This is a genomic window from Rhodanobacter sp. DHG33 (assembly GCF_014843005.1).
Classification (GTDB): Bacteria; Pseudomonadota; Gammaproteobacteria; order Xanthomonadales; family Rhodanobacteraceae; genus Rhodanobacter_A.
In genome coordinates this window covers 218,341-232,876 of sequence record NZ_JACYXM010000006.1, presented here as the reverse complement: position 1 = coordinate 232,876, position 14,536 = coordinate 218,341, and the positions used below count along the sequence as shown (strand labels likewise).

The 14,536-nt window shown below is 65.5% G+C and carries 6 protein-coding genes; all 6 read right to left on the bottom strand.

Annotated elements, in window-relative coordinates; genetic code table 11:
- Positions 1-12: 12 nt before the first annotated feature.
- On the bottom strand, positions 13-2,409 hold the full coding sequence (locus IHE46_RS12600; RefSeq protein ID WP_192164990.1) for a GH92 family glycosyl hydrolase: 2,397 nt from the start codon (positions 2,407-2,409) through the stop codon (positions 13-15).
- Between the two features lie 94 nt (positions 2,410-2,503).
- A complete protein-coding gene (locus IHE46_RS12595) occupies positions 2,504-5,494 on the bottom strand; it encodes a TonB-dependent receptor (protein WP_343230028.1) in 2,991 nt (996 codons plus the stop codon).
- Between the two features lie 663 nt (positions 5,495-6,157).
- Entirely contained in the window at positions 6,158-8,023 is a 1,866-nt protein-coding gene (locus IHE46_RS12590; protein WP_192164988.1) for a sugar-binding domain-containing protein, read from the bottom strand.
- Between the two features lie 16 nt (positions 8,024-8,039).
- Positions 8,040-10,490, bottom strand: coding sequence for a GH92 family glycosyl hydrolase (locus IHE46_RS12585; protein WP_192164987.1), 2,451 nt, complete (start codon positions 10,488-10,490; stop codon positions 8,040-8,042).
- A 37-nt stretch (positions 10,491-10,527) separates the two neighbouring features.
- A complete protein-coding gene (locus tag IHE46_RS12580; RefSeq protein WP_225563060.1) occupies positions 10,528-11,961 on the bottom strand; it encodes a glycoside hydrolase family 125 protein in 1,434 nt (477 codons plus the stop codon).
- A gap of 2 nt (positions 11,962-11,963) precedes the next feature.
- A complete protein-coding gene (locus IHE46_RS12575) occupies positions 11,964-14,528 on the bottom strand; it encodes a glycoside hydrolase family 3 protein (protein ID WP_192165277.1) in 2,565 nt (854 codons plus the stop codon).
- Positions 14,529-14,536: the final 8 nt, after the last annotated feature.

The window sequence follows — 14,536 nt, the reverse complement described above, 5'->3', positions numbered from 1 at the left end:
CAGGAATGTCGGTTAGTTCGGGCTGGCCTTGCGCATCGTCATCGAGGGCGGCGCATCGTCCGGGTCGGCACCCCAGGATTTGCTCGGCTCCGGTCCCATCATCAACACAAGCTTGGCGCCGCCCGCAATGTCGGCCTGGCTGAACCATGGTTTGTTCCACGGCTTGCCGTTGAGCGTAGCGGATTGGATATACATGTTACGCGCCGAATTGTTGAGTGCGTCGATCTCGAACATCTTGCCGTTGCCCATGCGCATGCGCACCTTGTCGAAGATCGGGCTGCCCAGGATGTAATCCGGGGTGGACGGGTCCACCGGATAGAACCCCATCGCGCTGAGCACGTACCAGGACGAGGTCGAACCCTGGTCGTCCATGCCGGGGAACGCATAGCCGCTGGCGTCGCTGCCGTACATCTCGGCGAGGATGCGGCGCACCAGCGCCTGCGTCTTCCAGGGCTGGCCACCCCAGGCGTAGAGATAGGCAGCCTGCTGATCCGGTTGGTTGCCCTGGACGTATTCCCCGACGAGGCCGGTGCAATCGCGGCAGATACCCTTGGCGCGGTAGGGCGTGGAGAAAAACGTATCGAGCTTGGCATCGAACGCGGCGCGCCCGCCGAGCAGGTCGGCCAGGCCCTGCACATCGTGCGGCACCAGCCACAGCGTGGACCAGCCCGAGGCCTCCTTCATCATGAAGTTGTAGTACGGCTCGCCCGGATCGAACGGCGCGATCCATTGGCCGTCGGCGGTCCTGCCGCGCATGAAGCCGACCGACGGATCGAACACGTTGCGATAGTTCGCGGCGCGGCGCAGGAACATCTGCGCGTCGTCCGTCTTGCCGAGCCTCCGTGCGATGTCGGCCAGCGCGTGATCGTCCCAGGCATATTCCAGCGTGGTGGCGGCACCTGCCTTGCCGCCGGCATACGGCGGGCTGGGATTGCCGGGCGGAACGACGTCGGAGATCCAGCCGTTCTTCATGTACTCGGCCAGGTAGCCGCGCGGGCCGGCCGGGTCGGTGGCGTTCTTGCGCAGGTACGTGTACGCGGCGGCGTAGTCGAACGGAATGCCGCGCTGCCACGCGCCGTCGTACATCAACGAGGCATGGTCGCCATGGAACGAGGTGTTCATGTAGCCGCGTTCGCGCGCCATGTCGAGCTCGGAACGCATGATGTCCTGCACGACCTCGGGTTCGAGCAGCATCAGCAGCGTGATCTGGTTGCGGCCGGTATCCCAGAACGGCACCGGACCATAGCGGTCGTAGCTGGCGACCTGAGCCTTGCCGTCCGCGCCAGTGAAGCGTTCGCCCTTGCGCGCAAGCAGCCGCGGACTGGCGAAGGAGTGGTAGAGCGTCGAGTAGAACAGCATGCGCTGCTTCGGCGTGCCACCAGTGACTTCGACACGGTCGAGCAATTGCGCCCACGCCGCACGCGCCTTGGCATGCAGGCGCTCGAAATTCCAATCCGGATCTTCGTCGTGCAGCCGCTGCTCGGCTTCGGCGGCGCTGTGGCCGTGGGCGATCTTCACCAGCACCTGTTCGCCGGCCTTGGTGTCGAAGGTGACGTAAGCGCCTGCGTAACTGCCGGACACCGTACGCCGGTTCTGCTGCACGTCCGCGTCGCCGATGCCATAGCCTCTGTGATCGTGATTTGCGTAGAAGGTGCCGAATCCGGCGAACGGCTGCGAGAACTCGGCGACGAACCAGGAGCCATCCGAGTCGCGCTCCGGACGCCCGCCCGTGGTGACGCCACGAATGGTGTGGTCATCGACCACTTCGACGTCGCCGCCGGGGCGGCGCAGGTTGATGACGACATTCGATCGATGGCTCGCCGGGAACGTGAAGCGCATCAGGCTGGTGCGCTGCGTCGCCGTGAGCTCGACCTTGGTGTGGAAGGTGGCGAGATCAACCGCGTAGTAGCCCGGCGACGCCTTCTCGCTCGCCTTGTCGTAGTAAGACTGCGCGTAGTCGGGCGGCACGGTCCAGTCGCCCACCACCGGCATGATCATCGGCGAGGCCTCCCCGCCGTAGGTCGAGCCCCCGCCCGTGAAGCCGATCATCGTCGGATTGGGGTAGTAGTACGACATGCCGACGCCCGCGGGATAGCTGAGGTCGACGTTAAGGTTGACCGGCGTCGCCTCGGTCGAGCTGTGCGGCAGGCTCGCGCCCGGCGAGGTCATGCCCGAATAGAGCGGCTCGCCCGGTGGCGGCGCGTTGCCGATCAGCGCCTGCTGGTCCAGCGGTGCCGTACCGACGAGCGGGTTGGCCTCATCCACGGCCTGCATCGCATGCTGCGGTGACTCGCTGTCGCGGGCCTGCCCTGCTCCGCTTCCAAGCAAGGCGATCGCCAGGGCGATGGCGAGGACGCGTGCAGTGTGTCGAGTCGACGCGCTATAGGGATGTTCGCTGGACGTTTGCATGATTTCTCCGTCGGGGAATTTGAATTGCGCTCTCTGCGAGGCCGCATGGCCGGAGATGCACTGATGCATCCCCGGCGTGGCCTTGCGCCCCGTGTCAGTCATTCCCTCCGAAGTTGTACGTGAGGCCCACGTAGTACTGGCGCCCGTCGTACTCGAGCGTGTTCAGGCGATCGGTCGTGTCGCTGCCCAGGTAGGAACGGGTCGTGGAACGCGTCAGGTTGAGAACCGAAGCGGTGACCATCAGGTGCTTGTTGATGTTGTACTGGCCGTTCAGGTCGATCTCGTTGTACGGCGACGTGTATTCGGGCAGGCCTGCGGCCAGGCCGTCCATCACGCGGCCGGTCCAGTTGGACGACGCGCGCAGCAGCAGCCCGTTCTTCTGGTAGAACAGCGAGAGATTCCCCGCGTACTTCGCGCTGCCGATCAGCGACGCGCTGCCGATCCGCGTGTCGCCGATGGAAACCGCCGTCGAGTTGGTCTTGTTGAGCGTGTAGTTCGCGATGACGCCGAAGCCCGACGACCACGTGTGCTGCGTGTACAGCTCGATGCCCTTGGAAACGCCGGCCTGCCCGTTGGCATTGGTGCTGTACTGCGCGAACGGCGTCGGCGTGCCGTTCACGTCCACGGTGAAGTTGTTCACCTGGACCGGCACCACGAAGTTCTTCACCGTCTTGTAGAACACGTCGAAGCCCAGCACCGATTCCGGCGCGTAGTACCACTCCACCGCCGCGTCGTATTGGGTGGCGAGGAAGGGCTGCAGGTTGTTGTCGGCACCGCTGCCATACCAGCCGGGCAGCGGCGAACCGAACTGGCTGCGATCGGCGTAATAGGTCGGGAGGTAGTTGTTGAGGCTGCCCAGTTGGGCCAGATCGCCATAGTTGGCGCGCGCCATGGCGCGGTTGGCGGCGACGCGCAAATCGAAGTCGCCGACGAAGTTCCACACCAGGTTGAAGCTGGGCAGGAAGTTCCGGTAGCGCCGGCGCTGGGTGTTGAGAGTGTAGGCCTCGTAATACGAGCACTTCCCGGCCTGCCCGTCCGCATACGTCGAGCACTGCTGGGGGAGATATTCGAAATCGCCGGGAGCGCACGGGCCACCGGCGGAGTTCACGCCGCTGGCCGGACAGATCAGGATGGAGCCATCCGTGCCGTGGTAGTAGTCCGCGAAGTAGGTGGTGACCTGGTCGGCGGTGGTCACGTCCTGCAGGGTATCCACATAGCGCAGACCGAAGTTGCCGTGCAGCGTGTCGGTGTCGAAATTCACCTGCACGTAGGCCGCCCCGATCGACTCGCGCACCCGCGCCTGATTGTCGGGATCCATGTACTTGACGGGGTCGTAGGTCTGGTTGAGGTAGTTGTAGTACGCCGGGAAGTTGATCCCCGGGAAGATGTTGTCGTGGTAGGCCAGCGTGTTGGTGGTCAGCTCATACGGCAGCAGGAGGCTGGACTGCAGGTCGCCGGCATTGGGGTCGCAGCTCTGGAACTGCTGCGTCGTGCCGGGGCAGTACCAGCGCAACTGGCCACTCTGCTGGTAGGCGGTGTTGTAGCGGTACTTGGCGCCGAACTGCACCGACGACAGCCAGCCCTTGTCGAGATCCAGCGTGAAATCGGCCTGGGCGACGTTCTGGGATGTCGCGGTGTTGACGAAGCCGGAACCGGTGGAACCCAGATCCACCTGCCCCTCGCCATCCAGCATGTTCTGCAGCGTGTCCGTCGAAGCCGAGATGCCCGGCGTACCCTCTCTGCCCATCAGGGTCCACTGGCTGTACTCGCTGCCGTCTACCCACTGCCCGTTGACGAAGTTGCGCGGCTTGGCCGCCACGCCGAACTCCACCGACGGGCCACCCGTGGCCCAGGTGCGGCCGAGATTGAACGTGCCGCTGAGGATGCCGCCGGTATTCCATTCGCCCTCGATGTTGGCGGTCTGCGACGTCGCTTTTTCGACGGAGTAGTTGCCATTGAGCCACGGCGTCTGCGTGGAGCAGACATCCACTGGCTGGCGCTGCGCACCGGTGACCGGATTGGTCAGCGAGTTGCACCCCGTGCCGGCCGCCGGCAACTGGTAGTTGGCGCCGGTGACGACCGTGCCCGACGGGTCGAACGTCAGTCCGTTAGGCGCCAGCAAGTTGCCCTGCTGGTTCGCGTAGGTGTCGGTGGGCAGATTCCATTCGGGAATCTCGAGCGTGTTGGTAATCTGGGTGCGGTCCAACTGGAAGCGGAAGTAGTTGGCCGTCATCTGGAAGTGGTCGCTGGGCTTGAACTGCAAGGTGAGCTGGGCGGCCTTGTTTTTCAGGTTCAACTGCGTCTGGGAAGTGCTGAACTGCTGCGGCATCCAGTAACCCGAATAGGCGCGGCCGCCCTGGTCGACGATGCCTCCGGGCGGGACGTTGCCCCATTCGGGGATGTTGGGCTCCACGTAGTTGCCGAACTGGTTGCCGCCGACGCTCACCGGCGGCTGGGTGTTGTAATTGTTGGCCCACCAGTACCAGTTCGAGGCGTTGGACGTGTATTCGGTTTCCTGCCGCTTGTTGTAGGCCCCGCCCACCAGCACGCCGAAGGTGCTGTCGCTGTTGTGCCAGGAATACAGCCCGGATACCTGCGGATTGATCTTGCCGTTGTTGTCGGCGCCCGTCTCGTTGACGGTGAGGAAGCCGTCGTTGGGTTTCATGTCCAGCGGCTTGCGCGTGTGCGCCTCCACTACGCCGCCGATGCCGCCTTCGTCCAGCGACGCCATCTGGCTCTTGTAGAGCTTGACGCTGGAGAACATGTTGGCCGGCAGCAACTGGTAGTTGAACGAACGGTCGAGCCCGCTCGACGTATCGGCGGAGGCGACGTAGTTGCCGTTGAGTTCGGTCAACGTCAGCTCCGGCGCCAGGCCGCGGATGCTGATGTTCTTGCCTTCGCCGTCGCTGCGGCTGATCACCACGCCGGGAACGAACTGCAGGGCATCGGCGATGTTCTGGGCGGGGAACTGCGCGATGTTCTGCGCGTTGACGACTTCCACGATCTCGTTGGTGTTGCGCTTGTCCTGCAGGTTTTCGTCGATCGACTGGCGGTAGCCCGTGACGACCATGCCTTGCAGTACCACCGGTTTTTCGTTTCCGGCCTTCTTCTTGCCATCCGTCTTCGTCGTGTCGGATGTCGTGCTATCGGCCGCCTGAGGGGACGGCGAGCTTGCCGGCGCCGTCGGCGCCTGTTGGGCATGAACGGCTGCGGGCAGGCCACCTCCAAAAGACAGGAGGGCCAGGGTGAGCGCTGCATACAAGGGCTTTCGTGCAGAAACACGCAATAGACTGATCATATTTGAATCCCCATTTCATTGGCGCGCGTTGTTTGTCGGAGTCAGCGCGACATCTCCTCCCGCCCCTGTTTGGATAGACGATTCATTCACGTGGTCATAACAACCTCCGACACCCGGCAGATAATCCATGGCATGCACATCGCCACCCCTGACGACGCGCAAACCCTCCCAGCGCCATGTCATCCATGGACGTCAAAGAAAGCCGTATTTATATCGATCTAAATCGTATTATAAAACTTATACATCGCGGCGCGGCATGTCACGCTGCACTGCGCAAAATCTTCATCTTTTCTTAATCGATGCGCGCCAATGAAATTCGGCGCCAAGCATTGCCATTCCATTCAATGCTTGAAATGAGGCGTAAATGGCAGTTTGGGAGGAAGGCAAAAGCCTCCTCCACTCCGTATCCATTATTCGATTCGGCAATAAAGCCGGATTAATCGAAACGCGTCACGGCGTTCCACCCGCGCGAATTACCGCTGCGTTGATCGCACGCACCTTGGCCTCGTCCACTTTCTCAACCTTGCGGTCGTAGGTGAACAGGCCGTTGTGCTCGCCCTCGACGTCGGTGATCTGGGTGTAGACGCTGCCGGACATGCCCTTGGGCACGCCCTTGTCGAGCAGCACTTGGGTGTTGGCGACATAGCCAGCAACCAGCGCCGCGCGATCCTTCACCGCGCCATAGGGGTTGATCGGCGTACCGGGCCAGACATGACCGGGGATGCCGAGGGTAAGACCGCCGTGCTCGCCGTCGATGGCTGCACGTACCGCATCCGGACTGGGCAGGCCCGGCCCCTGGTAGTCGTGTACGTCGTAGACGTCGCCGGCATGCGGATCGCCCTTCATGTCGCAGCAATTGGCACCGCTGCGCGCATCGACGAGGCGCGACGGATCGAGCTGCTTGATCTGCGCGGCCAGCTCGGCCGCGGCGGGAATGCTCCACTGGCCCCAGCCTTCGTTGAAGGGAATCCAGCCGATGATCGCCGTCGTGCCCTTGAGCTGGTCGACGATGGCCGACACCTGCGTGCGGAAGTTGTCCTTGTCGGCCTCGCTGAGCTTGTCGTTGCGGTCCGTGGGCAGCGCCGGCATGTCCTGCCACACCATCACGCCGAGGCGGTCGGCCCAGTAATACCAGCGCGCCGGCTCCACCTTGATGTGCTTGCGGATGGTGTTGAAACCGAGGTCCTTGGTCTTCTGGATGTCGAACTTCAGGGCCTCGTCGGTAGGCGCGGTGTAGATGCCGTCCGGCCAATAGCCCTGGTCCAGCGTGGCCAGCAGGAAGGTCGGCTTGCCATTCAACACGATGCGGTTGCGGCCGCCTTCCGGCTTGATCGCGATGCTGCGCAGACCGGCGTAGCTGGTGACCGCGTCGCTTTGCCCATCCCGCGTGAGCGTGGCCTTGAAGGTATAGAGAAACGGATCCGCCGGGCTCCACAGATGCGGTTGCGCGATCGCCAGATGCAGCGGCTGGCCGGCCGGGCCGCTGGCCTCCCCCGCCACCTTGTCGCCTGCATAGGCGGTGACGTGCAGGGTGGCGCCCTCGCTTCCGTGCACCTTGGCGGTCACGGTGAAAGCGTCAAGGCTTTGGCTCGGCGTGAAGACGAGCTGCGCGAGGCTGGTGGCCGGCGCCGGCTCCAGCCACACCGACTGCCAGATGCCCGAGGCCGCCGTGTAGAAGATGCCGCCCGGCTTCAGGCGCTGCTTGCCGACCATCACGTTGAGGCTGTCCGCCGGCGCATGCACGGCGACGATGATCTCCTGCATTCCCTGCGCATGAAGATAAGGCGTGATGTCTACGCTGAAGGAGGTGTAGCCGCCCACGTGCCGGGCCGCCTGCCTGCCGTTGACGTAGACCGTGGCCTCCCGGTCCACCGCGCCGAAGTTCAGCCATACGTGCTGATCGTGCGCGGTGAATGCCGGCGGGATATCCACCAGCCGGCGATAGAACATGAAGTCGGCATGCTGCTGCACGCCCGACAACACGGACTCGATCGGGTACGGCACCAGCACGCGCTCCGCCAGCGTCTTGCCGAACGGCGGGGCACCCTTGCCGTCATCCGGCGCAAACTGCCACAGGCCATTCAAGTTCATCCATTGCGGATGCGCCAGCGACGGCCGGGCGAGCTGCGGGCGCGGGTAGTCCGGCAACGCATTGGTGGGCGAGACCTTGGCCGTCCATGGCGTCGTCAGGGGCGCGATCTTGCCGCTCCATGTGGCCGCCTGGTCCGGTGCCGCCATCGCCATGGGAGCAAACCCGATGGCGGCAGCCAGACCGATCATCAGCATCACTTGTCGCATCTCGCCCTTACCGATCATGTGCGTGCCTCTCTGCTTATGCTTTGGTTTCCGTGGCAAGACGGCCGAACGACGGCGGCCGGTCTTCCGGCGCGGCGCCGAACTTCTTGTTCGGCTGGTCACCCATCTCGAATACCAGCGTGCCGCCTGCGGCCAGTTCCGCGTGGCTGATCCAGCTCTTCGTCCACGGCTTGCCATTCCACGTCACGGACTGGATGTAGGGCTTGCCCGGGCCGTTGCCGTGCGCCTCGACGACGAGCTTCTTGCCTTCGCCCACCGTCACTTCGCCGCGATCCACCAGCGGGCTGCCGAACACCCATTCGGCGCTCACCGGATCCACCGCGTACAGGCCCAGCGCACTCAGCACGTACCACGCGCTCATCTGCCCGCAGTCGTCGTTGCCGGCGGTGCCGTCGGGCAGCGGCGGGTACATGGTTTCCAGCAGGGAGCGCACGCGCGACTGCGTCTTCCAGTGCGAACCGGTGTAGGCGTAGAGGTAGGCCACGTGGTGGCTGGGCTCGTTGCCGTGCGCGTATTGGCCCACCATGCCGGCGATGTCCGGCGGCGCGTCGGCAGGCAGCTCGGAGCTGGTGGTGAACAGTTCGTCCAGCTTGCGCTCGAAGGCGGGGATGCCGCCGAACATCGGCATGTAGCCGTAGAGGTCGTGCTGGTTGAGGAAGGTGGCTTCCCAGGGATTCGACTCGGTGAAATCGCGCCACTTCTCGAAGTGGCCCATCTCGAGCGGATTGAACGGCTCGATCCACTGGCCCTTGCTGTCGCGCGGACGCATGAAGGTGATCTTGGGGTCGAACACGTTGCGGTAGTTGCGCGAACGCTTGCGCAGCGCCTCCGCATCCGCGTGCTGGCCCACGGCGTCGGCCAGGCGGGCCATCGCCCAGTCGTCGTAGGAGTATTCCAGCGTCTTGCTCACCGACTCCCATTCCATGTCCGCCGGGATGAAGCCCATGCCGCGGTACAGCGGCAGGCCGCGGTAGTCGTCGTCGAAGGCGCGCTTGCGATACACCGGCCAAGCCTTGTCGAAGGCGATGCCGGTATAGCCCTTGGCCTGCGCCTCGGCGAGCAGCACGATGGAGTGGTAGCCGATCATGCAGCCGGTCTCCACGCCCTGCAGCGGCCATACCGCCGGACCTTCCGGGCTTTCGTTGGCCTGGCGGATCAGGTCGTTGGCGAAGTCGGGAATGCGCTCCGGCTGGAACAGCGTGTACAGCGGATGCAGCGCACGGTAGATGTCCCACAGCGAATACGTGCTGTAGGTGTGCTGTCCCTGCGGCAACTGGTGCACCTCGAGGTCCATGCCGCGGTAGCGGCCGTCGACGTCGCTGAAAAGCGTGGGCGCGACCATCGTGTGATAGAGCGAGCTGTAGAACGTCTTCAGCACCACGTTGGACGAGCTGTCGATGCGGATGCGCGAAAGCTCCTGCTCCCACTGCTGCGCGGCGGCCTGCTGCACGTGCTCGAAATTCCAGTCGGGCAGTTCGGTTTCGAGGTTGCGCAGCGCGCCGTCGATATCCACGGCCGAGAGACCCACCTTGACCAGCAGCGGCGCCTTGTCCGCGTCGTCGAAGTGCAGCGCGGCCTTGAGATGGTCGCCCGATGCTTCCTTCATGCTGCTGGGAAGCGGCGCGTCCTCGATGTACAGCGTGGCCTTGGAGATCGGCCGCGACAGCTTCATCGCGAAGTAGATGTAACGGCCGGGCGCCCATTCGTTGACGCGGCGGCCGCCGACCAGGGTGTCGTTGCCGACCAGGCGCAGCTTGGCGTCGGTGACCTTGCACGGCGTCTTCGCGTTGTCCTGGTAGCCGTGCGTGAAATCGACCAGCAGGTGACCGGGGCCGCTCTTGTTGAAGGTATAACGGTGGAAGCCGGTGCGCGCCGTCGCGGTCAGCTCGGCGAGGATGTCGTTGTCGGTGAGGCGCACGCGGTAATAGCCCGGCACCGCCTGCTCGGAACCCTTGTCGTAGCGCGAGCGGTAGCCCTTGCCCGGATGCGCCACGGAATCCGCCGTGAGGTGCGGCCCATGCGCCGCGCCGTCGAACTTGGAGAAGTACAGCTGGTCGGGCAAGCCGCGGTCGCCGGCCTTGAGCAGCACCTCGCCCTGCCTCGGCATCACCAGCACGTCCAGCAGGTCGCCGCCACCGGTGCCGCTGAGATGGGTGTGCGAGAAGCCCATGATGGAACCGTCGGCCTGGTGGTAGCCCGAGCAGGCATCCCAGCCGTAGTTGTTGGTGTCGGGCGACAGCTGCACCATGCCCCACGGCAGCGTGGGGCCCGGATAGGTGTGCCCATGGCCGCCGGTGCCGACGAAGATGTCGACGTACTTCGACACGTTGTTCTTAGGCAGGCTGGACAGCGACAGCGCATCCGCGCCGCCTAGCGCGCGCGTCGCGGCCAGCGCGCGGTGCGCATCGAGGCCGCCAAGCAGGGTCAATGCTGTCGCGCCTTGCAGGAATCGTCTGCGGGTCACCATGTTCGTGGGCTCCTTCGGGGAATGTGGGGTGCGGCGGTTACCGCAGCAGCTCGGGGTGGTGGTCGGCCAGCTCGACGATCAGCTCGCCGAACAGGCTGTTGGCCCAGGCGAACCAGGGCCGCGTGAATTTCGCGGGATCGTCCTGATCGAAGGCTTCGTGCATGAAACCGGTGCCGGCGTGCGTGGTCTTGAGCCAGTGCAGGCACTGGCGGATCTCGCCCGTGTCCGCGCTGGTGAGCGCACGCACCATCAGCGACATCGGCCAGATCATTCGCAGGCCTTCGTGCGGTCCGCCGATGCCCTCCGCCGCCTTGCCGCGGAAGAAATACGGATTGTGCTCGCTCCAGACGCGCGCGCGGGTGCGGCGATAACGCGCATCGTCAGGGGTGCAGAAGCCGAGATACGGCAAGGCCAGCAGGCTGGGTACGTTGGCGTCGTCCATGAACAGCTGGTTGCCGTAGCCGTCCGTTTCATAGGCCCAGAAGTCCTGGCCGGCGTCGCTCATCACGGCGTACTTTTCCAGCGCCGCCTGCACCTCGCCGGCCAGCGCCTCGCAGTCGGCGGCGAACGCGGCATCGCCATGCAGTGTTCGCGACATTTCGGCCAGTTGCCGCAGCGATACCACGGCGAACGCATTCGCCGGTACGAACAACGGATAGATGCAGGCATCGTCCGACGGACGGAACATCGAGAAGATCATCCCCACCGGCAACGCCGGATTGCCGTAGCCGTCCAGCGGCACGGTGTCGGTGGGCACGGCGGAGGCGCGCTGGAAATGGTACGGACCCGGACCGTGCTTGCGCTGCTGCGCGCGGAACGTCGCCAGCACCTGCTGCATCGCCGCGCGCCAGTCGTCGTCGAACGGTACGCGGTCGCCGGTGGCTTTCCAGTAGCCGTGCGCGATGCGGATCGTCCAGCACAGCGAGTCGATCTCCCACTTGCGCTCTGCCACGCCGGGCTTCATGTCGGTGAGGTCGTGCTGCGCCCAGCTCAGCGTGGTGTGTGCCTGCGGATCCGGCAGGAAAGCATTGGCGTAGGCATCAATCGCGATGCATGCCGCATGGCGGTGGATCAGCCCGCGATACAGCCGTCGCAGCGACTCGTCCTTCGCCGCCAGCGGCAGGTACGGCCACACCTGCGCCGAGGAATCGCGCAGCCACATCGCGTCGATGTCGCCGGTGACGATGAAGGTGTCCGGCTTGCCGCGCAGGGTGCCGATATGCACGGTGGTATCCAGCGTGTTCGGATAGCAGTTGCCAAACAGCCACGCGAGTTCGGGATCGCCGATCTTCGCCTGCACCCGCGCGATCTCCGCTTCCACCGCCGCACTGGTGAACTTGCGCTTGCCCGGTGGCGGACGGTGATCGGGACGCGCCTGCTTCGCGGCCGCGATGGCGAAACGCGGCGACGCCAGCGCGACGGCGCTGGCACCGATCAGCTTGAGCATGTCGCGCCGGGTGAGCGTGTCCATGGTCATGGAGCCAGCACCTCTTTGCCGTTGATGGTGAATGTGGATGCGACACCTGCAGCGTCGCCGGGCTGGCCGCCGCCGATGAACACACGATAGCGGCCGGGCACCACGGCGCGCATGCCCGCCGCGTCCACGCTGCTCAATTGCCGCGGCGACAGCGTGAAGCTCACGTGCCGCGTTTCGCCCGGTGCGAGGTGCACGCGCTGGAAGCCGACCAACGCATGCCGTGGCGCCAGCGGTGACGGCGGCACATCCAGGTACACCTGCACCACTTCGTCGCCCGCGCGCGATCCGGCGTTGCGCAGCTCGGCGCTCACCTGCAAGGTGCCGCCCGCCTTGAGTGCATCCGTCGACAATGCGGGCGCCGCATAGGCGAAGCGCGTGTAGCTCAAGCCATGGCCGAAGGCATACAGCGGCGTGCCCTGGAAATAGCGGTAGGTGCGCCCCTGCATCGCATAGCTGGTGAACGGCGGCAGATCCTGCACCGAGCGATAGAACGTCACCGGCAAGTGGCCAGCAGGATTGGTGTCGCCCGCCAGGGTCTGCGCGATCGCCGTGCCGCCGGCCTGCCCCGGATACCACGCGGCAAGGATGGCGTCGGCGTGCTGCTTCGCCCAGTCCAGCGCCACCGCGCCGCCGGACATCAACACGACGACCAGCGGCTTGCCGGATGCCGCGGCGCGTTCCAGCAAGGCGCGTTGCGGTGCCGGCAGATCGAGCGAAGTGCGGTCGCCGCCCGCGAAGCCGGGTACCTCGACCTGCAAGGCCTCGCCTTCGACATCGGGCGACAGGCCGACGAAGGCGACCACTGCATCCGCCGCGCGCATCGCGCGATCGGCCTCGGCGAGTTGCACCGCAGGCGGCGCCAGCCACTGCAGGCGCACGCCGCCGTCGTGACCGCGATGCAGCAGCTCTATGCGCAAGCTGTGCGGCTTGCCGTCGGCGAAATGCAGCTTCGCCTGCATGTGCTTGTCGTCGCCATCGTCAGCAAGCACGGGCTTGCCGTCCACGAACAGTCGCAACGCGTCGTGCGCATCGCAATCGAAGCAACGGTCCACATGCAAGGCGAGCACGTAGTCGCCGGACCCCGGCGGCAAGAGCTCGCCGCTCCAGCGCACCGCGTAGTGACCGGCATCGAGACCGGCGGCAGGCGCCGCGCGATCCCAGTCGAAGTCGATCACACGATCGGTGCGCGTGACGCGCGGCGTGCCGCGGAAGTCGTCATGTGCGTAGTACTCGCCCGTGAGACCGGCTGCGCCACCTACGGTGCGCAGCGCGCTCTCCGGCACCGGAATGGGCACGCCGATCGCGACCGGAGCGCCTTGCGCATAGCTCACGCGATCGTTGCCGAAACGCGCGCGCAATCTCTGCAACGGCGTCACCGCCGCACGCGCGGTGCCGTGGTAGTTCGCCTCCAGCGTTTCCAGCGTATCCGCGTCCGGGCCGATCACGGCAAGGCGCAGGCCGGCATGCAGCGGCAGCGTGTCGTGTGCGTTCTTCAGCAGCACCAGCGACTCCTGCGCGGCCTGCAGCGCCAGCTTGCGGTGCACGTCGCTGTCGATGTCGTCCGTGCCGATGCGTGCATACCTGTCGTCGCTGCCGAGCTCGCCGAGGCGATAGCGCGCGGTGAACAGGCGCACCAGCGCGGTATCCAGCGCAGCTTCGGGAAGCTCGCCCTTGCCCACCATGGCGGCGAGGCTGGCGTAGGTGTGGCCGCAATCGAGATCGGTGCCGGCACGCAACGCGGCCGCAGCAGCCTGCCCATCGTCGGGCTTGTAATGATGGAAGGCCGAGATGTCGCCTACCGCGTCGCAGTCGGACACCACATAGCCCTTGAAGCCCCAGTCCTTGCGCAGGCGCGTGTCCAGCAGCGTTGCGTTGGCGCACATCGGCACGCCGTCCAGCGCGTTGTAGGAACACATCACCGAGCCTGCGCCGCCTGCGGTGACGGCTGCGCGGAAGGCCGGCAGATAGGTGTCTTCCAGATCGTGTGGCGACACCTTGGCATCGAAGCTGTCGCGCCCGGTCTCCGGCCCGCTGTGCGCCACGAAATGCTTGGGCGTGGCGATGGCGCGCGGGTGCAGCGCATCGTCGCCCTGGATGCCATGCACGAAGGCCACCGCGAGACTGCCGGTGAGGAACGGATCCTCGCCGTAGGTTTCCTGCCCGCGGCCCCAGCGCGGGTCACGGTCGATGTTGATGTTGGGCGACCAGATGGTCAGGCCTCGATAGCGCTCGTGGGCATGGCCCACGCCGGCTGCGTTGAAGCTGGCGCGGGCCTCGGTCGACACCGCCGTCCCCACCGCCTGCAGCAGCGGCGCATCCCAGCTCGCAGCGAGGCCGATGGCCTGCGGAAACACGGTGGCGTAGCCGTCGCGCGCGTGGCCGTGCAGGCCCTCGTTCCACCAGTCGTACGCCGGCACGCCGAGGCGTGGGATCGCCGGCGCGTCGTTCTGCAGCTGCGAGACTTTTTCCGCCAGCGTCATCTTCGCCACTAGCGCCGACGCCTGCGCCTCGGCGCCTTGCGTCTGCGCTGCAGCGCCACCCGCCGCCAGCAGCAGGGCCATAGCCGCGA

Coding starts and splice junctions, on each gene's coding strand:
- IHE46_RS12600 (WP_192164990.1), bottom strand. CDS start 2,409: ATGCAAACGTCCAGCGAACATCCCTATAGCGCGTCGACTCGACACACT.
- IHE46_RS12590 (WP_192164988.1), bottom strand. CDS start 8,023: ATGATCGGTAAGGGCGAGATGCGACAAGTGATGCTGATGATCGGTCTG.
- IHE46_RS12585 (WP_192164987.1), bottom strand. CDS start 10,490: ATGGTGACCCGCAGACGATTCCTGCAAGGCGCGACAGCATTGACCCTG.
- IHE46_RS12580 (WP_225563060.1), bottom strand. CDS start 11,961: ATGGACACGCTCACCCGGCGCGACATGCTCAAGCTGATCGGTGCCAGC.
- IHE46_RS12575 (WP_192165277.1), bottom strand. CDS start 14,528: ATGGCCCTGCTGCTGGCGGCGGGTGGCGCTGCAGCGCAGACGCAAGGC.